At 38.1% G+C, this 18607-nt stretch carries 17 protein-coding genes; 5 read left to right on the top strand and 12 right to left on the bottom strand.

Annotation, left to right across the window (positions count from 1 at the left end):
- Positions 1 to 49: 49 nt before the first annotated feature.
- The 10 genes from gloB to NL42_RS01105 form a co-directional block, all read right to left on the bottom strand.
- Positions 50 to 781 (bottom strand): hydroxyacylglutathione hydrolase, encoded by a 732-nt coding sequence (gene gloB / locus NL42_RS01150; protein WP_461311458.1) that lies wholly within the window; start codon positions 779 to 781, stop codon positions 50 to 52.
- A gap of 160 nt (positions 782 to 941) precedes the next feature.
- Complete coding sequence (locus NL42_RS01145; protein WP_004791423.1) at positions 942 to 1637, bottom strand: methionine ABC transporter permease; 696 nt, start codon at positions 1635 to 1637, stop codon at positions 942 to 944.
- Positions 1634 to 2659: a methionine ABC transporter ATP-binding protein gene (locus tag NL42_RS01140; RefSeq protein ID WP_005306792.1), complete on the bottom strand. Its 1026-nt coding sequence runs from the start codon at positions 2657 to 2659 to the stop codon at positions 1634 to 1636. The genes NL42_RS01145 and NL42_RS01140 overlap by 4 nt, the downstream gene beginning before the upstream one ends.
- Before the next feature lie 75 nt (positions 2660 to 2734).
- Positions 2735 to 3607 (bottom strand): MetQ/NlpA family ABC transporter substrate-binding protein, encoded by an 873-nt coding sequence (locus NL42_RS01135; RefSeq protein ID WP_461311457.1) that lies wholly within the window; start codon positions 3605 to 3607, stop codon positions 2735 to 2737.
- 486 nt (positions 3608 to 4093) lie between these two features.
- On the bottom strand, positions 4094 to 5377 hold the full coding sequence (purD, locus tag NL42_RS01130) for a phosphoribosylamine--glycine ligase (RefSeq protein WP_461311456.1): 1284 nt from the start codon (positions 5375 to 5377) through the stop codon (positions 4094 to 4096).
- Positions 5378 to 5501: 124 nt separating this feature from the next.
- Positions 5502 to 7076 carry a bifunctional phosphoribosylaminoimidazolecarboxamide formyltransferase/IMP cyclohydrolase gene (purH, locus tag NL42_RS01125; protein WP_461311455.1) on the bottom strand — a complete coding sequence of 525 codons (1575 nt, stop codon included), beginning with the start codon at positions 7074 to 7076 and terminating at the stop codon, positions 5502 to 5504.
- 85 nt (positions 7077 to 7161) lie between these two features.
- On the bottom strand, positions 7162 to 7431 hold the full coding sequence (fis, locus tag NL42_RS01120; protein ID WP_001086304.1) for a DNA-binding transcriptional regulator Fis: 270 nt from the start codon (positions 7429 to 7431) through the stop codon (positions 7162 to 7164).
- A 376-nt stretch (positions 7432 to 7807) separates the two neighbouring features.
- A complete protein-coding gene (locus tag NL42_RS01115; RefSeq protein WP_461311454.1) occupies positions 7808 to 8653 on the bottom strand; it encodes a zinc-ribbon and DUF3426 domain-containing protein in 846 nt (281 codons plus the stop codon).
- 13 nt (positions 8654 to 8666) lie between these two features.
- On the bottom strand, positions 8667 to 9572 hold the full coding sequence (gene prmA, locus NL42_RS01110; protein WP_461311453.1) for a 50S ribosomal protein L11 methyltransferase: 906 nt from the start codon (positions 9570 to 9572) through the stop codon (positions 8667 to 8669).
- 155 nt (positions 9573 to 9727) lie between these two features.
- Positions 9728 to 10021: a hypothetical protein gene (locus NL42_RS01105; RefSeq protein WP_461311452.1), complete on the bottom strand. Its 294-nt coding sequence runs from the start codon at positions 10019 to 10021 to the stop codon at positions 9728 to 9730.
- Between the two features lie 233 nt (positions 10022 to 10254).
- Here NL42_RS01105 and mnmG point away from each other — a divergent pair, with 233 nt between their 5' ends.
- The gene (mnmG, locus tag NL42_RS01100; protein ID WP_461311451.1) at positions 10255 to 12135 is read left to right on the top strand and encodes a tRNA uridine-5-carboxymethylaminomethyl(34) synthesis enzyme MnmG; all 1881 of its coding nucleotides are present in this window, start codon (positions 10255 to 10257) and stop codon (positions 12133 to 12135) included.
- A 378-nt stretch (positions 12136 to 12513) separates the two neighbouring features.
- Here the strand turns inward: mnmG and NL42_RS01095 are convergent, their stop codons facing one another.
- Entirely contained in the window at positions 12514 to 13521 is a 1008-nt protein-coding gene (locus NL42_RS01095; RefSeq protein ID WP_446090047.1) for a helix-turn-helix transcriptional regulator, read from the bottom strand.
- A 227-nt stretch (positions 13522 to 13748) separates the two neighbouring features.
- Here NL42_RS01095 and NL42_RS01090 point away from each other — a divergent pair, with 227 nt between their 5' ends.
- Genes NL42_RS01090 through NL42_RS01075 form a run of 4 tightly spaced genes read left to right on the top strand, consistent with a single transcriptional unit; the run spans position 13749 to position 17451 of the window.
- Positions 13749 to 15299: a circularly permuted type 2 ATP-grasp protein gene (locus NL42_RS01090; protein WP_461311450.1), complete on the top strand. Its 1551-nt coding sequence runs from the start codon at positions 13749 to 13751 to the stop codon at positions 15297 to 15299.
- Positions 15300 to 15321: 22 nt separating this feature from the next.
- On the top strand, positions 15322 to 15918 hold the full coding sequence (locus NL42_RS01085; protein ID WP_461311449.1) for an alpha-E domain-containing protein: 597 nt from the start codon (positions 15322 to 15324) through the stop codon (positions 15916 to 15918).
- Positions 15919 to 15920: 2 nt separating this feature from the next.
- Positions 15921 to 16700 (top strand): transglutaminase family protein, encoded by a 780-nt coding sequence (locus NL42_RS01080; protein WP_446090050.1) that lies wholly within the window; start codon positions 15921 to 15923, stop codon positions 16698 to 16700.
- 16 nt (positions 16701 to 16716) lie between these two features.
- The gene (locus NL42_RS01075) at positions 16717 to 17451 is read left to right on the top strand and encodes a proteasome-type protease (RefSeq protein ID WP_016137690.1); all 735 of its coding nucleotides are present in this window, start codon (positions 16717 to 16719) and stop codon (positions 17449 to 17451) included.
- A gap of 58 nt (positions 17452 to 17509) precedes the next feature.
- Here the strand turns inward: NL42_RS01075 and alr are convergent, their stop codons facing one another.
- Positions 17510 to 18580, bottom strand: a complete 1071-nt coding sequence (alr, locus tag NL42_RS01070) for an alanine racemase (protein ID WP_461311448.1) — start codon at positions 18578 to 18580, stop codon at positions 17510 to 17512.
- Between the last annotated feature and the right edge of the window lie 27 nt (positions 18581 to 18607).

Genomic DNA, 18607 nt, shown 5'->3' with positions numbered 1-18607 from the left:
AAAGATACAGTTCTTAAAACGAAACTGTATCTTCTTTGAAAGTTTGATTTTAGAAATTATCTTTAAGAGCGCGCAGGTGAGCGAAGTCTTCAACACTTTCTGCACGAAGAAAGGGGTTGGTTGCTAATTCAAGTTCAATCGTACTTGGTAGGGTGATTGATCCTTTTCTACGTAGCTCACGGACTTCTTCAGTTCGTTTTGATAGGGCGTGGTTATGCGGTTCTACTGTTAAGGCGAATTCGGCATTTGAAAGCGTGTATTCGTGCGTGCAATATACTTTTGTGTGGGTTGGTAACGCTGCCAGACGACTCAGTGAGTGATACATTTGTTCGGCTGTGCCTTCAAATAATCGACCACACCCCATTGCAAATAACGTATCGCCGCAAAATACAGCCTCTAATTCTTCAATAAAATATACAATGTGCCCTAAGGTATGACCTGGGGTTGCAATAATCTCTACTTTTAAATCATTAAATTTTAGATGATCGTCATGTTGTAAGGGGTGGGTAATTCCCGGAATTTTTGTGAGCTCATCACGTGGGCCATACACAGTAATATTTTGGGCAGCTGTTAAATAAGCGACACCACCAATATGGTCTTTATGCCAATGAGTAAGCCAGATTTGTTTTAAATTTAACTGATGATTCTGGCAAAATTGGGTGACTAAGTCGGCTTCTGTTGGGTCGACTGCTACAGCTTCTTGGGTTTCAGTATCTTCTAAAATCCAGATATAGTTTTGGAGAGCATTCTGCACATCAATAAAATGAATTCTATAACGCATTGTTTTTATCCTGAAACTAAATCCAAAAAGTAAATGAATAATGACTAAGTCTGATCATACCAGAAAATAGTATTGAGCCATGCACCCAACTGTCTTTAAGAAAAGGGTTATATAAAACAAAAAAAGCCCTCTAAGAAGAGGGCTTTTTTATATGGGTCACTTAACGGAGTTTAGCGAGCCAATTTCCTAGCGTCTGTACAATCTGTACTAATAGCAATAGGATAATGACTGTTAAAATCACAACGCTGGTATCAAAACGTTGATAACCATACGAAATCGCTAAATCACCAATACCACCTGCGCCAACTGCACCAGCCATGGCGGTTGCACCAATAAGGCTGATTGTCGCTGTGGTAAGGTTTAAAATGAGTGAACTGCGTGCTTCAGGCAAAATAAAGCGATAGATAATTTGCCAAGGTGTAGCACCCATCGCTTGAGCAGATTCAATAATTCCTTCATTGACTTCAAGTAATGAAGTTTCAATCAGACGTCCCATATAAGGGCCAACATAAATAGTTAATGGAACAATAGCTGCCCATGTACCAATTGAAGTGCCTACTAACAGCTTAGTAAGAGGAATTACTGCAATAAGTAAAATAATAAAAGGGAGAGAGCGTAAAGCATTTACAATTGGATTAAGTAAATGATAAATGACTTTATTAGGTAAAATACCTTCTGGACGGGTAACTAATAAAATAATTCCCTGAATAAAGCCCCAAATACCACCAAACAAAAGTGCGAAGAAAACCATATTAAAGGTTTCTTGCAAAGCTGTAACGAATTGATCAATAGAAAGGGAGCTGTGCCAGAAAGGTTGAGTAAGTTCAGTTAACCATTGTACGATTAAATCTCTCATACTTGATCTCCTGATTGAACTACACCTACTTCATTTTGTTCCAAAAACTCAATAGCCTGCTTAATTAGCTGAGGATCACCTAAAAGCTGCACAAACATTTGACCAATGACTGTGCCATTAATTTCAGTCATATTAGCAAATAAAATATTTAAGCTAATATCGAATTGTTTAATTAGTGACTGAATTACAGGTTCTTGAGCAGAACGTCCTAAAAATTGTAAGCAGTAAATACTATGATGATGCTGGTTTTCGAGCTGATTTAAAATATTTACAGGCAACTGTTGATGTAAAACAGTTTGAATGAAGTTTTTAGTCGTTGGATGTTGAGGTTTACTAAAGATATCAATCGTTGAACCTTGTTCAATGACTTTACCTGCTTCCATCACAGCCACATGATCACAAATAGTTTCAATGACATCCATTTCATGGGTCACCATAACAATCGTGATTTTTTGCTCTTGATTAATTTTCTTCAGCAGTTCTAAAACTGATTTGGTAGTTTGCGGGTCTAGAGCAGAAGTTGCTTCATCACACAAAAGAATTTTTGGATGATTTGCCAAAGCACGGGCAATACCGACACGTTGCTTTTGTCCGCCAGAAAGTTCATCTGGATAAGCATCTTTTTTATGCTTAAGATCAATGAATTCCAATAACTCATTCAGGCGTTTTTCACGTTCCACCTTATTGTAATTCAGTAGGCGCATTGGCATTTCAATATTTTCAGCAACTGTCTTGGTTTGTAGCAGATTGAAGTGCTGGAAAATCATTCCAATACTTGCACGTTCCTGACGTAATGAGCGCGCATCCAAAGCGGTGAAATCTTTCTGATTAATAATGATTTGACCTTCTGTTGGTCGCTCAAGTAGGTTGATCAGGCGGATTAAGGTACTTTTACCTGCACCACTATAGCCAATGATGCCAAAAATACTGCCCTCTGGAATCTCTAAATTGATTTCGTCGAGTGCGCGTATGGTTTGACTTTTGAGCTGATAGTGCTTTGAAATGTTTTTAAATTGAATCATATCTTCAGAAACTATGCTGGAAAGAAAAAACAGGCAAAGAGAATTTGCCTGTTTCACGTTTGGGCTATTATATTACTATTTAGCTTCTGAGAGATAGCTGATTGGTTTGTCTACGTCAACTTTTGTTCCACCAAAGTGTTCTTCAATGTATTTTTTAACAGCTGCATTGTGGTAAAGCTTACCAACTTTTTGCAAGACAGGATCATTTTTACGTGATTCAGCAGTTGCTAGAACGTTGACACTAATTTTTGAGATTTGATCAATAGGTTCATAGAACATAGAATCTTTGAGTACGTTTAAACCTCCCTCGAGTGCTATGGTATTATTTAATACAACTGCATCAAATTCATTTTTAAGACGTAATGCAGTTTCCATTTTGATTGGTTTGATGTTGATCTTTTTGGGATTTTCGATAACATCAATTGGACTGCCCTGAATAGGATTAAAGTCAGCTTTAAGCTTGATTAAGCCAGCAGTTTGTAACAAGAGTAGCGCACGAGATTCGCTGGCAGCATCATCCGGGATTGAAATAATTGCACCTTCAGGAAGTTCTTCAATTTTTTTGTATTTACTTGAATAAATCCCCATTGGCTCAATATAAGTGGTAGAAACCGTTGCAATCTTATCCGGGTTTGAATTATTAAATGCAGTAAGATAAGAATAAGCTTGGAATGCGTTCAAATCTACTTCTTTATTTGCAATTGCTGTATTCATTGAAACGGAGTCTGTGAAGTTTTTCACTTCTAACTTTAAGCCAGCAGCTTGGGTTTCAGGTAAAGATGCGATATAACGCCAAATTTCAGCATCCGAACCTGTAGAGGCAATTACTACCTTTTGTACTTTGGAACTATCATTGTTTTGTTCGGCTTGTTGAGCATTTTCTTGTTTGCTACATGCTGTCAATAATACTACTGACATGCTTAAAAAAAGGCTGATCAGCTTTTTCATTTAAAAAAGTCCTGATTAAGATATAGAACAATAACGATTGATCTATATCAATATGAAAAGAGAGGAGTTGGAATTACAACTAGTCTAAACTCTGTGATCTTTTTCTGGGGTTCCATAATTTGCTTGCATATTTTGGCTATAACAGAGGGTAATTGTTTAATAAACAAAAACTGTTTCCCCAAACAGTTCATCCCCAACAGTAGCCAAATGAGCATTCATAAATTTAGAATATTAAAAAACTCTCTACAGGCATAATTTGTAGAGCAAGTCTTTATGGAAATTATTAAAACAGCAGTGTCTGATGACAGTTACAACTATGTACTAATGATAGCAATAAAAGTGTGCTTGATATAGGGTGCTTCTTTTTATTTGTTGATATCTTTAGCAAAATTTTAAAGATTTATACGATTTTCTTATATCGTGATACGTAATAAAAAAGCCTCTATATAGAGGCTTTTTTATTAGCATTTTAAACTTGTAGGTTTTTTAAGCTTTTTCACGTGCAATTGCGCGGTAGCCAATGTCGTTACGATATTGCATACCCGTAAAGTTAACTTGACCACATACTTCTAGTGCATTAATTTGAGCTTCAAGAACGCTGTCACCCAATGCTGTTACACAAAGAACTCGACCACCAGAAGTCACAATGTGACCATCTTCACGAGTTGAAGTGCCCGCATGGAAAATTTTAGTATCTTCAGGTGATTGTCCGATACCTGAAATTACATCGCCTTTGCGTACGCTATCAGGATAGCCTTCTGCTGCGAGTACAATACCGATTGACTTGCGTTCATCCCATTCAGCTTCTTTTGGTAAATTACCAGCAATACCAGCTTCTACCAATTCAACAAGAGATGACTTTAAACGCATCATGATTGGTTGAGTTTCAGGGTCGCCAAAACGACAGTTAAACTCGATCACACGTGGTTGACCTTGCTCATCAATCATTAGACCAGCATATAAGAAACCAGTGTAAACATGTCCATCAGCAGCCATACCTTCAACAGTCGGACGCATGATTTCAGTCATAACGCGTTCGAAAATGTCAGAAGTTACAACTGGAGCAGGAGAGTAGGCACCCATACCACCTGTATTAGGACCTTGATCGCCTTCAAAAATACGCTTGTGATCTTGTGACGTTGCCATTGGTAAAATATTTTTACCATCAATCATACAAATGAAAGAAGCTTCTTCACCTGCAAGGAACTGTTCGATCACAACGCGTGAACCAGCATCACCAAATTTGTTACCTGCAAGCATGTCATCAATTGCTGCAAAAGCTTCTTCGTTGGTCATTGCAACGATTACGCCTTTACCAGCAGCAAGACCATCAGCTTTAATTACAATTGGTGCACCATTTTTTTCAACATAAGCTTTCGCTGCATCTACTTCAGTGAAAACGTCATAGAAAGCAGTTGGAATGTTGTGACGCTTTAAAAAGTGCTTAGCAAATGCTTTTGAGCCTTCAAGCTGCGCTGCATATTGAGTAGGTCCCCAAATTTTTAAACCTGCTTCACGTGCAGCATCTACCACACCATTAACTAATGGTGCTTCTGGACCAACAATAATAAGGTCAACATTATTTTCTTTAGCAAAAGCAATGATTGCTGAGTTGTCTAAAATATCAAGTTGAACATTAACACATTTGTCTTCTGTTGCAGTTCCAGCATTACCTGGCGCAACAAAAACTTGAGTAACATTGGTATCTTGCGCAATTTTCCATGCTAAAGCATGTTCACGACCACCACTACCTAAAACTAAAATATTCATTTTTAATTTGTTCCTTAACTTTAATCCTTTTCATCTCCCTCTATCCCTCAAGTTGGAGAGTTAGCTCCATTATTGTGGAAAACCCTCCTGAATAAAAGGAGGGTTAGGGAGGACTAAATTTAAATTAGTGGCGGAAATGGCGCATACCAGTGAAGACCATTGCAATACCAGCTTCGTCAGCTGCTGCGATTACTTCTTCATCACGCATAGAACCACCTGGTTGAATAATGCATTTAATGCCAGCTTTAGCTGCATTATCAATCCCGTCACGGAACGGGAAGAATGCATCAGATGCCATTACAGCACCTTCAACAACCAAACCAGCATGTTTAGCTTTAATGGCAGCAATACGAGCTGAGTTAACACGGCTCATTTGACCTGCACCAACACCAATAGTTTGGCGATTTTTCGCATAAACAATTGCATTTGATTTTACATATTTCGCAACTTTCCAAGCAAAGATGAGGTCATCAATTTCTTGTTCAGTTGGTGCGCATTTAGTTACTACTTTAAGATCATCTTTAGTAATCATACCTAAGTCTTGATCTTGAACTAATAAACCGCCATTAACGCGTTTGTAGTCAAGTTGTGGTGCACGTGCGTCAATCGCAGGTAATTCGCCACATACTAAAACACGTACGTTTTTCTTAGCACCAGTAACTTCAAGCACACCATCAGCAATACTTGGAGCAATAATAACTTCAACGAATTGACGGTCAACGATTGCTTGAGCAGTTGCAACATCTAACTCGCGGTTAAATGCAATAATGCCACCGAAAGCAGATTCTGGATCTGTTGCATAAGCTAAATCGTAAGCAGCTTTAATGCCGTCTAAAGAAACAGCAACACCACAAGGGTTAGCATGTTTTACAATTACACAAGCAGGTTTTGCGAATGATTTAACACATTCAAGTGCAGCATCTGTGTCAGCAATGTTGTTATAAGACAATTCTTTGCCTTGTAACTGTTTTGCTGTAGAAACTGATGCTTCTTTTGCGTTTGCTTCAACATAGAAAGCAGCAGATTGGTGTGGGTTTTCACCGTAACGTAAATCTTGTGCTTTGTTCAATTGCGTATTGAATGTACGAGGGAATAAATCAGCTTCACCTTCGGTCTTACCAACGCGAGCGCCTAAGTAAGACGCGATCATGCCGTCGTATTGAGCAGTATGTTCAAATGCTTTAACAGCTAAATCAAAACGTGTTTCATAAGAAAGTGAACCAGCAGTTTTTAATTCATTGATTACAGTATCGTAATCTGAAGCATTTACTACAATACCTACTGAAGCATGGTTTTTAGCAGCTGCGCGAACCATTGTAGGACCACCGATGTCGATATTTTCGATTGCATCAGGAAGACTACAGTCTGGTTTTGCAACTGTTGCAGCGAATGGATAAAGATTTACAACAACTAGATCAATCGGATCAATGTTGTGTTCTTCCATTACCGCTTCGTCTAAGCCGCGACGAGCAAGAATACCGCCATGAATTTTAGGATGTAACGTCTTAACACGACCATCCATCATTTCAGGGAAGCCAGTATGCTCAGATACTTCAACAACTGCGATGTTATTATCTTTAAGCAACTTGTATGTGCCGCCTGTAGATAATAATTCTACGCCTAAAGCTGCAAGGTTTTGAGCGAATTCGACAATTCCTGTCTTATCAGATACAGAAATCAAAGCACGTTTAATAGTCATGATGTTTAATTCAACAATTTCAAGTCTACGGATTAAAACCAATAAGCATAAAAAAATGCCCACGAAGTCGTGAGCATTTTATCATTTATTCACTCATTAAACCGTGAGCTTTTAACTTTTTGCGTAAAGTGCCACGGTTGAGTCCAAGAATCTCTGCAGCACGGGTTTGATTACCACGTGTATATTCAAGAACTACAGATAAAAGAGGTTTCTCCATTTCTGCTAGCACCATGTCATATACCTGAGATGGTTGCTCACCTTGCAATTGTGCAAAATAATGACGAACTGCGCGATCAACGTGGATGCGAAGAGCAACATCAGATTGTGCAGTAAAAATAGGAGATTTGCTATTCATGCGAGTTAATCCGAAAATCAAATACTAGCTTGGATAAAGTAGTATATAAATGTGGTCTAAAAATACGGAGTCCTGTTTTAGATCCTAAAACAGTGACTCTAAAACATAAGAACAATTAGCTTGCCATATTTCTTCGTATTGAATAAAAAATAAGCGTAACAATAGTTAAATATTTGTTACAGCTCCCTCAAAAACAAAAAAAGTTAGGCTATGTGCTTAAAGTAGAAAAGCACACATGCTTAACAGTATTTTTTTTGGATTGAGAGCGAGGAGTATATGAGTCAAAGCTTTCGTGGCGCGTATCATACCATTGTCTAGGAAAAAGTGAGCAAATTAACTGCATTTTTTTTTATTTTTTTTTCACTTTTTTTACATTTTAGGGGTGGACAATTTCTAATCGATAATTTAGTAAGCTTTTTTTGCTTCTGTTTAGCTCAAATTGGAATCGGAAAGGGGTATTAGAAGGAATGCGCTGAATACCCCGTAAGTTTTCAACAAGATATTGTTGAGGAGTCAATATAATTTCTTCTGTTTTATTTGATTCTGTTGCAAAACTCAACTTTAGATTGGGAAGTTCAATACTTTTATCATTCTCATTAAGCAATATGCCTGAAAATTGCGTATGACTTGTGTCAACTTTACGGAGTTTTAATTTCTCTATATAAATAAGTTGATATTGTTCAGCTGACTTATTGCAGTGCAGTATTTCGCAAACATAATTAAATGCGTGACTGACGGTCGGGCTTGCATGCATGAGCTTAGGATTAAACCAGAGAATTTGAAAAGTAAAAACTAAAATCAAAATAAGGTTAGCAGAGCTCCAGAGCGTATAGTACAGCCAACTATGCTTTTTATTATTGTCTTGTTCTTGTGCGGATGTTTGTTCAGCTAAATTAAGATTTGGTAGGGCGTTAATAGGTTCGTTGTGAAAATAATTTAAGTTGTTGAGATAGGTTAAAAGATCAATATTCGAATTTTCAACTTTTTGATCAAAGATATCTAACACGTGAGAATGTGTCATATATTTCGTTTGCATTGAACCATTGGCTAATGTAGATGAGTTAACCGTGACAGGCTTTTCAATATTAATCAAATGGGTGAGTGCATTAAAGCTCGAATCGCATTTAGGGCAACAAACCATACCCTGAGCAACAGTCAATTGAGTAAGAGATACTTTATAAATTGTTAAACACTTAGGGCAGCGGGTTTGTTTTTCATTCATGAGTTAAAAAGTCTCAATTTATTGTTTTACGTTTTCCTGAAATGCGACACCAGTTTTCTTCGCGTTTTTCGACATCTAATATATCAAAAAATTCAGAATAAACACGTGAAACATCAGCAACTTGCTCTTCAATTACACCTGCAAGTGCGAATTCACCGTCAGATTTAAGCAAATTTGCAAACTCAGGCGCAAGTGCCATGAGTGGACCCGCTAAAATATTTGCAACTAAAACATCTGCCTGTTGAGGTTTGAACTCTTTATCGAATTCTTCAGGAAGGCCTACATATAGTCGATCTAATACGCCATTAAGTTCAGCATTTTGTTTTGTTGCTAAAACAGCTTGAGGGTCAATATCAGTGGCATATACTTTTTTAGCACCTAATAATAAAGCTGCGACACCTAAAATGCCTGAACCACAACCATAATCAATCACGATCTTATCTTTAACGTCAGTTTTGCCTAACCATTGTAAGCATAAGAAGGTACTTGCATGGTTGCCTGTACCAAACGCAAGACCTGGATCTAACTTAATATTAGTTGCATCAGCTTCTGGTGGCTCTAACCATTCAGGTACGATCCAGAACTTTTCCCCAATTTGGATTGGTTCGTAATAATCCATCCATGCACGTTCCCATACTTGGTCTTCAAGTTCTTCGTGACGTATAGGAGCATCTGGAAGTTGAGCTTTTAAGAAAGCTTCTAAAGTGTCGACATCAATTGGGTCTTGTTCGTCTTGTTGATAGATGCCTGTCACGATTACTTTGTTCCATAAAGGTGTTTCACCTGGTAGTGGTTCGAGTAAAGCCTGATCTTCAGCATCATCCAGAGTTACGCTTACCGCACCTAGAGACATTAAAAGTGTTTCTGTGAACTCAACTTGTGCTTGATCAACGGTAATGTGTATTTGTAACCACTTCACGAAAAGGACCTAAAAATTTTATTTAAAGACGTATTGTAGCGGACTAGACCATTTTAAAAAAGAAAGCGGCCCATCTTTAATGGACCGACTTTAAAAATACTGATGAGATATAGCGGAAAATAAATGACTTCTTCTATACCTTATGTCAAAACAGATTAAGGAGCGGGCGCTTTAAACTGTAACTTACCATTTTCATTTTGTTGGCAAGTACCGTTGAAGATCACACCGTTATGATTGTAAGAAACCCATTCGCCCTCACGTTTTTTAGTACAAGCTCTCAGCTGTTTTTGCATCTCTGATTTGCTTGACTCAGCAGCATGATGAGCTGTTTTGCTTGATTTAGCCATATGAGTCGATTTGGCCATATGATTCGTCGCAGCGTGGGTAAACGTTACGCCTGAAAAACAAAGTAGAGATGCTGTTAAGATTTTTAACATAGTCGTTTTCATTTTGTATTCCTTCTTGTCGCGTTAATTTTAAAGTTATAGAAGTGCTGTACATTTTTTATTCTAAGATGAATTAATTTTAATAACATTCACTTTGTATTGAGTTCCTGAAACAAAATGTCAAATCATGTGGCGTACCGTAAATTGTGTGACCATAAATTTGTAATTATGTACATCAATATTTAGATAATTTTGCTATAATGTTCCGTCTTTTTTTTTCTGGTGTTTTTGTACTCATGCACTATCCTAAAGTTTATGATGTTATCGTTATCGGTGGCGGTCACGCAGGTACGGAAGCGGCCCTCGCTGCTGCGCGTATGGGACGACAGACTTTGCTTTTGACCCATAACATTGAGACTTTGGGCCAAATGAGTTGTAACCCAGCAATCGGTGGTATTGGTAAGTCACATTTAGTACGTGAAATTGATGCACTTGGCGGCGCAATGGCTTTAGCTGCCGATAAAGGTGGTATTCAGTTCCGTATTTTAAATTCACGTAAAGGTGCAGCAGTGCGTGCAACACGTGCTCAAGCTGACCGCGTGCGCTATAAAGCTGCTATCCGCGATACTTTGGAAAATCAAGCAAATCTTGATATTTTTCAGCAAGCGGCTGATGACTTGATTGTTGAGGGTGATACAGTTAAAGGTGTTATTACCCAAATGGGTGTTCGCTTTGACGCTAAAACTGTCGTGTTGACTACAGGTACATTCTTGGGTGGCGTAATCCACGTTGGTTTAGAAAAATCAAGCGGTGGTCGTGCAGGTGATCCGCCTTCTATTGCGCTTGCTCAGCGTTTACGTGAATTAAAATTACCTGTGGGCCGCTTAAAAACTGGTACACCTCCACGTATTGATGCACGTTCGGTTGATTTTTCAGTCATGATTCCACAGCCGGGCGATTTCCCGTCTCCGGTTATGTCATTCATGGGTGATGCTTCTATGCACCCTGAACAAGTAAATTGTTATATCACGCATACGAATGAAAAAACCCATGACATTATTCGTGGTGGTTTAGATCGTTCACCAATGTATACCGGTGTTATTGAAGGTGTTGGTCCGCGTTATTGCCCATCAATCGAAGATAAAATTCACCGTTTCGCTGATAAAGACTCGCATCAGGTGTTTTTAGAACCAGAAGGTTTAGATACACATGAGCTTTATCCAAATGGTATTTCGACTTCGCTTCCATTTGATGTGCAGTTTGAGCTTGTTCGCTCTATTCGTGGTATGGAAAATGCGCATATTTTGCGTCCAGGCTATGCGATTGAATACGATTATTTCAATCCGCAAGCTTTGAAATTCACCCTCGAAACTAAAGCGATTAATGGTCTATATTTTGCTGGCCAAATTAATGGTACGACAGGTTATGAAGAAGCAGGTGCTCAAGGTTTACTTGCGGGCTTAAATGCTGCGCGTCGTGCGTGGGAGCAAGAAGAGTGGACACCTAAGCGTGATCAAGCTTACATGGGCGTATTGGTTGATGACCTCATCACTTTAGGTACCAAAGAACCATACCGTATGTTTACGTCGCGTGCTGAATACCGTTTGATGCTACGTGAAGACAATGCAGATCAACGTTTAACGACTGTGGGTCGTGAACTTGGTTTGGTTGATGATGTACGTTGGGCTGCTTATTGTGAAAAAATGGAAGCGGTTGAGCGTGAAACTTCTCGTTTACAACATTTGTGGGCAGCACCAAATAATCCAATGGGTAAAAAATTCGTTGAGATGACGGGTGCTGACTTAAGTAAAGAATGTAGTGCAATTGATTTGCTTAAACGTCCAAATATTAACTTTGGTCAAATTGCAGAACTTACAGGTTCTGAAGTTTCTGAGCAAGTTGGCGACCAAATCGAGATTGCTGTGAAATATGAAGGTTATATTAACCGTCAGCATGAAGATGTGGCACAGTTAAAGCGTCTTGAAGAAACTAAAATTCCTACCGATTTTGATTATGACGTAGTGTCTGGTTTATCACGTGAAATTACCCAGAAATTAAAAACGGTTCTTCCTGAAACGTTAGCTCAAGCAAGCCGTATTCCTGGTGTTACACCAGCAGCAGTTCAGCTTGTAATGATCACAATTCGTAAGAACAATATGATTAAGAAAACAGCTTAATCTTTTAAATGTAAAAAAAAGCCCAGTTAAGACTGGGCTTTTTTATTTTTTGTTCCAAAAATATATGCAAACTTCCTAAGGAGGAAAATAGATTTCACTTCCTTTTTTTCTTATTTCACATATTTAAAGCATCCAGTTATATTAAATTCACGTTCAAACAAGAGGGCTTTAACCATGACAATGAAATCAATTCGCTACAATAGAGATGAAATGGCATGCCAATGTTCATGTTTAAAATAGCGCAAAAGAAAGAGCAGATCAGTTTGGTCGGGGGAGAAGAGATTGATCTGAAACAACTATAAATATAAGAGCTAATATAAAATTAAGAAAATTATAATTCAAAATCTAAAGAGAACCTTATGGTTCTCTTTTTTATATCTATTTATTCTCAGATTCAATTTCTCGCACAGCGTTGTGTACTTGAATAGGTTCGATATGTAGTAATTTCTTGCCAAAACTACGTAACCACCACACCAGTTGAGATGTAAAAGGTACGGTCGCGGTAACTTCTACAATATTTTCTTCAAGTGGAACTATAGTTTGGTCCTTACTTAACTGACTTTCATAGAAAGTTCTAGCAGTCTGTTCTGTCATGGTTAATGTGAGCTGAATTGATTCAGTTGGCTGTTTGTAGTCCACTCTGAAGCCTAAAGCACCTGAATCGATATAATGATCAATATCAAAATTGACTGGATGCAGTGCTCGACTATCTAAGACTTTTGCTGATTTAAAACGGTGCAAGGCAAACGTTTGAACTTCAGTTTTGTCATGTCGTGTGCAAATTAAATAAATTACTGCACCTTTTTGTACCAGAGCTAAAGGATTTAAAACATAAGTTTTGTCTTCTCCTTGATTAACTCGTGCGCGATAAATACATTCTATTTGTTTGTCTTGGAGTAGACCTTCATAAATTGCTTGTTGAGCAGCACGGTCGACTACAGGTGGGATAAGCGGTTGGCTTGCTGGTACGATGCGTACTCGATTAATCCATTGCCTCACATTATTTTGTGTAGAGAGGCTGCGTTTAGCTAAATCAAACCAAGGCCCCATCTCATCAAGCAGGCTAGGTGGAAGTAAGTGTTTTAGATGCTCCTCAACCATCATAAAGGTTACTGCCTGAGAGCTCGTCATGTGAGGTAAGCTTTGAATAGGCGCATCTGATTGCCACCGCCAGCCCTGAGGTACAGCCTTATTACTTTCAATTGGAAAGCGCTGAGCAATTTGATTTAAATCACGCTGAATAGTCCTTAAACTGATATCAATACCTTCACGTTCAAGCATTTCTTGTAATTCCCGTGTCCCGATCCATTTACCGGTAGGGAGGCGAGATAAAATCTGCCATTGGCGATATAAACTATTTGAAGTTTCTTTTTCTATTACAGACATAAGCGTAATACATCTATATCCAATTGCTTTGGTGTCAACACAATAAAAAATCTTTACACATTTAGCAAGTTTGTCAGATTCGGTTTATGGGTACTTTTACAATCGATGTTAAGATTTAAAAGAAGAAAGTTATAACAATGCACCGTAAAAAAATTAAACATATATAAATGGCACTGAAATTGCTTATTTAAAAATGAAATATAGATAAATGATAAGACGAGGTGGTTATGTCAGAACAAGAGCATGAATTACATATAGATAATGATTTTTTTATACAAGAGCAGACAACTACGGCACTCATTAACCCAACCTCTTTTTTAGAACATATTTCCGTAAAAACTAATCTATTTGAGCAGCTAAAATCACAGTTTTTTAATGAGATGCTGGACGATGTAACATCAAATGGAGCTGCTTCTAAAAAAATTGAACAATGGTTGAGTATCCGTACTCTAGATGAGTTAAAACAATTGAATGCTCAGGCGAAGCAGCATTTTCTTTATCATGGAATTACTTTTAACGTATATGGTGATAAAGATGGTACAGAGCGAACAATTCCTTTTGATTTAATTCCAAGGATAATTGAAAAAAAACAATGGGAGAAAATAGCTTCGGGCTGTGCACAGCGTGTTAAAGCATTAAATTATTTCCTAGATGATATTTATCATGGACAACATATTTTAAAAGCACAACTCATTCCCGAAGAGCAAATCATGGGAAATGACGCTTTTCAGCCTCATATGCTTAAACATGCTTTGAAAGGCAAAATTTATTCACAAATTAGCGGAATTGATATTATCCGTGATGGTGAAGGAGAGTTTTTTGTATTGGAGGATAATTTACGAACGCCTTCAGGTGTGTCTTACATGATCGAAAGCCGAAACATTAGCCAGCAATTAATGCCTGAGCTATGTGCGGCTAATAATTTACAGGGAATTGAGCATTATCCAAAACTTTTAAAAGAAATATTGCAGGAAAATTCATCTGTGGACCGCCCTTTTGTGGTGGTGCTAACACCGGGACGTTTTAATAGTGCTTTTTATGAGCATGCTTTTCTAGCACGTGAAATGGATGTGCCACTGGTTACAAATCGCGATTTATTTGTCGAAAATGATCAAGTATTTGTCAAAACTATTCGTGGGCGTCAAAAAGTAGATGTGATTTACCGCCGATTAGATGATGATTTTCTAGATCCTTTAGCATTTAGACCAGACAGTGCTTTAGGTGTAGCAGGCCTTATGTCTGCTTATTTGCAAAAAAATGTTGTGATTGCAAATGCGCCTGGAACAGGCGTGGCTGATGATAAATCTATTTATCCTTATGTGGATCAAATGATTCAATATTATTTGCGTGAAACGCCAATTCTAAAAAATGTACCTACTTATCAGTGCCGTAAAGATGAACACTTAGATTATGTACTTTCTAATCTGGACCAATTAGTCGTTAAAGAAGCACAAGGGTCGGGTGGCTATGGCATGCTAATTGGGCCTCAAGCAAGCTCGTGTGAAATTGATGATTTTAGAAAAAAATTGATCGCCACACCTCATATGTACATTGCACAACCTACCTTAGCCTTATCTGTGGCTCCAACTTTAACTACAGGAGGGGTAGCTGAACGTCACATTGACTTACGTCCATTTGTATTGAGTTCGCCTTATCGTACAGAAATAGTACCAGGTGGCTTAACACGAGTTGCCATGCAGGCTGGCTCTTTAGTCGTAAATTCGTCCCAAGGTGGCGGCATAAAAGATACATGGGTTGTCGAAACATTACATTCCTAATTGTGGGTTAAAGAGGAACTTTATGGTTTTACTCAATTCGAGTGCTCATCAAATATATTGGTTGGGTCGATATCTAATGAGAGTTAAATTTGCAGCCTCTCATTTACCCTTTACACAAGATGAGAAAGCAACAAAATTTGCAGCAGCATTTGGTTTGGTCATAGAAAATGCTGAATTACTAAATCACTATATGTTAGACAAGAAGCAAACATTTTCATTACTGAACCAGTTGGTTATTGCTAAAGATAATATTCAAGAACTAAGAGGTATATTGTCATCAAATGCTTATGCAGAATTAAATCATGTGATTAACACGCTTCAAGCTAAACCTGAAGCTTTGAGAAAAGCCGTTGAACAATGCACCGAAATACTAGAAGCGGAGAATGAAGATGTGGGTTTATTTCTGCATTTAGGTCAAAAAATAGAGCAATTTGATATAGAACTACGTTTTGGGCAAGATTTATCAGTCCTTGTGTCTGACCTGGAGGTTGTGGTGCAACGGCTTGCTGGCTTAGGTTGGGAGAATATAGATCAAAATTGGCAAGTACTAAAGCATCAGCTCACGTGGGATGCTTACTATACTTTCACACAACAGTTGGAAAATATGTTTGAGGTCTGATTATGAAATTGATGGTTAATCATCAAACGCATTATAGCTATACTGAAACTGCTCAAAACAGTATTCAGTATATTAAAATGATGCCTCAAACATCGCCACATCAACATGTTATGAATTGGGCAGTTAGCGTGCCGGGTGACAAAACGATAAAAAGGGACATATTTAACAATGTTTGGATGACGGCTAGTCAGCGCTATCAATACCAACATCTTACATTTATGGCTCAAGGAATCGTTGAACTTCAGAATGTGGAGCTTGGTTGTGTAAATCTATCTACACCTACAAATTTATTTTTGCAGATGACAGGTGCAACCCGATGTGATTCAGAAATGTTAGACTTTGCCAGAAATATTGTAGTGGTCAAAGATCGACAGCATATTGCATTATTAAGCGAATATATTTTGCAGAAAATACTTTATCAGCCTGAAAGTACATCGGTTCAGACAACTGCAACTGAAGCATTTCATGCTGGTGAAGGTGTATGCCAAGATCATGCTCATGTTTTAATTGCGATGTGTCGTGCGTTACAATTACCAGCACGTTATGTCTCTGGTTATCTATTTGATCAAAACTATCCGCACCTTGCCAGTCACGCTTGGGCGGAAGTATTTTTAGAAAATCAGTGGTATTGTTTTGATGTAAGCAATCAGTTGTTTACACCCAAACATCATATCTACCTTGCGGTTGGCCGTGATTATCTTGATGTAGCACCTATTCGTGGTGTAAGAGAGCAAGGCGGGGTTGAGAACATGATGTCTGTGGTTCAAGTGTTGGCATGTTGAATGTAAAGAGAATGAAATGACCTATTGTTGTGCGCTAAGATTGGAACAAGGTTTAGTGTTTATTAGTGACACGAGAACTAATGCAGGAGTTGACCATATTTCTGTGTTCCGAAAATTGCATACTTTCGGCGTTACTGGAGAGCGTTTTATTGCCTTGCAAACAGCAGGTAATTTAGCAACAACGCAGGCCGTTATCGGTCATTTACAAAATGCCCTTACTTTGCAGCAAGAGCCTAATTTATATAGTGTTAATACTATGTTTGAGGCAGCTGAACTGATTGGTAAAACCTTGAAAACTGTTTTAGAGGATATTAGTTCAGATACTCAGGAGCAAATGAATTATGCCTGTAGTATTTTGGTTGGTGGACAAATTAAAGGCGGCGACATGCAACTTTATAATGTCTATCCACAAGGTAATTTTATTTGTGCAACTACAGATACACCTTACTTTCAAATAGGCGAGAGTAAATATGGCAAACCTATTCTAGATCGTGCTTTATATTATGCAATGCCACTCGATGATGCATTGCGTTGTAGCCTAATTTCTTTTGACTCAACTTTGCGTTCAAATGTTTCTGTTGGCTTGCCACTTGATGCATTGATTTACAATAAAGATAGTTTTGTGATCCCAATGGGAAAACGAATTACAGAAGATGATCCTTATTTTTCACAGATTAGTAAACAATGGTCAGATACTTTGCGTCGCGGTTTACAGGAAATGCCAAAACCAACTGATGATTACTGGCGATAAAATTTTAAAAACTAATAAAAAAAGCCAAGCAAGCTTGGATTTTTTTATATTTTATTATTTAACTGCTTTTGCGAGTAGGGCGATTGCTTAGGCGACAGAGTAATTCATATCCTATCGTTCCGTTTGCATCCGCAACATCATCCACTAAACGGTGTGCACCCCAAAGTTCGACTGGCGTACCTAATTTTACTTGCTTGCCTGTCACATCGATTGCAAGCATATCCATGCTCACTCGGCCTACAACTGCACAGAGTTGTTTATCAATAGCGACATAGTTTTGTTTAATATAAGCTCGTGGATAACCATCGCCATAACCTATAGAAACAATCGCGATATCCATTGCTTGTTTTGCACAGAAAGTAGAGCCATAACCGACATGTTCATCAGTTTGAATATGATTTAGCGCAATCACTTCTGCTGAAAAAGTCATAACCGGTTTTAGGTCAAGATCATGGACTGTTTTATCTGCAAAAGGTGAAGCGCCGTAAAGCATAATACCTGGGCGAACATAGTCAAAATGTAATTCTGGCCATTTATAAATTGCAGCAGAATTACAGCAAGATGCTAAAACTGGATCACAAGCTTGCTTAACTTGTAAAAATTGTTGTTTTTGTTGCTCGTTAAGTGGATGGTCTACATCTGCATTTGCGAAATGCATCGCCAGCACACAGGTAAATCCTTCGGCTTTTAAAGTTTTAATGACTTCAATAATTTCAGGTACTTTAAATCCTAAACGGTTCATCCCGCTATTGAGCTTAATCCAGACTTTTAAACCTTGAGCAATGTATTCTTGCTTATGTTTAATTAACCATTCAAACTGCTGTTGATGGTGAATCACACATTCAAATTTTTGCTCAATTATAATAGGCATTTCATCTTCAGAAAATGCCCCTTCAATTAAAGTAACTGGTTGTTGAAATCCAAGTTCGCGAATTTCTAAACCTTCTTGTAGGCAGGCGACACCAAAGGCATCTGAGGCATTTAAGGCTGCTAAACAGTCTTTGATTCCATGTCCATAAGCATTAGCTTTCACCATACTTACAATTTTTGAATTTGCTGCGAGTTGTTTGACACGGTTTAAATTATATTGAAGTGCATCGCGATCAATATAAACTGTTGCTTGGCGCACCCTCATTTACTCCTTTGGGCTAGAGAT

The organism is Acinetobacter sp. GN11, assembly GCF_054823985.1.
Note: the sequence above shows the minus strand (reverse complement) of the source record. Positions and strands in the feature narration are given on the sequence as shown.

Coding starts and splice junctions, on each gene's coding strand:
- NL42_RS01085 (WP_461311449.1), top strand. CDS start 15,322: ATGGTTTTACTCAATTCGAGTGCTCATCAAATATATTGGTTGGGTCGA.
- purH (WP_461311455.1), bottom strand. CDS start 7,076: ATGACTATTAAACGTGCTTTGATTTCTGTATCTGATAAGACAGGAATT.
- fis (WP_001086304.1), bottom strand. CDS start 7,431: ATGAATAGCAAATCTCCTATTTTTACTGCACAATCTGATGTTGCTCTT.
- NL42_RS01090 (WP_461311450.1), top strand. CDS start 13,749: ATGTCAGAACAAGAGCATGAATTACATATAGATAATGATTTTTTTATA.
- NL42_RS01080 (WP_446090050.1), top strand. CDS start 15,921: ATGAAATTGATGGTTAATCATCAAACGCATTATAGCTATACTGAAACT.
- mnmG (WP_461311451.1), top strand. CDS start 10,255: ATGCACTATCCTAAAGTTTATGATGTTATCGTTATCGGTGGCGGTCAC.
- NL42_RS01115 (WP_461311454.1), bottom strand. CDS start 8,653: ATGAATGAAAAACAAACCCGCTGCCCTAAGTGTTTAACAATTTATAAA.
- purD (WP_461311456.1), bottom strand. CDS start 5,377: ATGAATATTTTAGTTTTAGGTAGTGGTGGTCGTGAACATGCTTTAGCA.
- NL42_RS01095 (WP_446090047.1), bottom strand. CDS start 13,521: ATGTCTGTAATAGAAAAAGAAACTTCAAATAGTTTATATCGCCAATGG.
- gloB (WP_461311458.1), bottom strand. CDS start 781: ATGCGTTATAGAATTCATTTTATTGATGTGCAGAATGCTCTCCAAAAC.
- NL42_RS01135 (WP_461311457.1), bottom strand. CDS start 3,607: ATGAAAAAGCTGATCAGCCTTTTTTTAAGCATGTCAGTAGTATTATTG.
- NL42_RS01145 (WP_004791423.1), bottom strand. CDS start 1,637: ATGAGAGATTTAATCGTACAATGGTTAACTGAACTTACTCAACCTTTC.
- NL42_RS01105 (WP_461311452.1), bottom strand. CDS start 10,021: ATGAAAACGACTATGTTAAAAATCTTAACAGCATCTCTACTTTGTTTT.
- NL42_RS01140 (WP_005306792.1), bottom strand. CDS start 2,659: ATGATTCAATTTAAAAACATTTCAAAGCACTATCAGCTCAAAAGTCAA.
- NL42_RS01075 (WP_016137690.1), top strand. CDS start 16,717: ATGACCTATTGTTGTGCGCTAAGATTGGAACAAGGTTTAGTGTTTATT.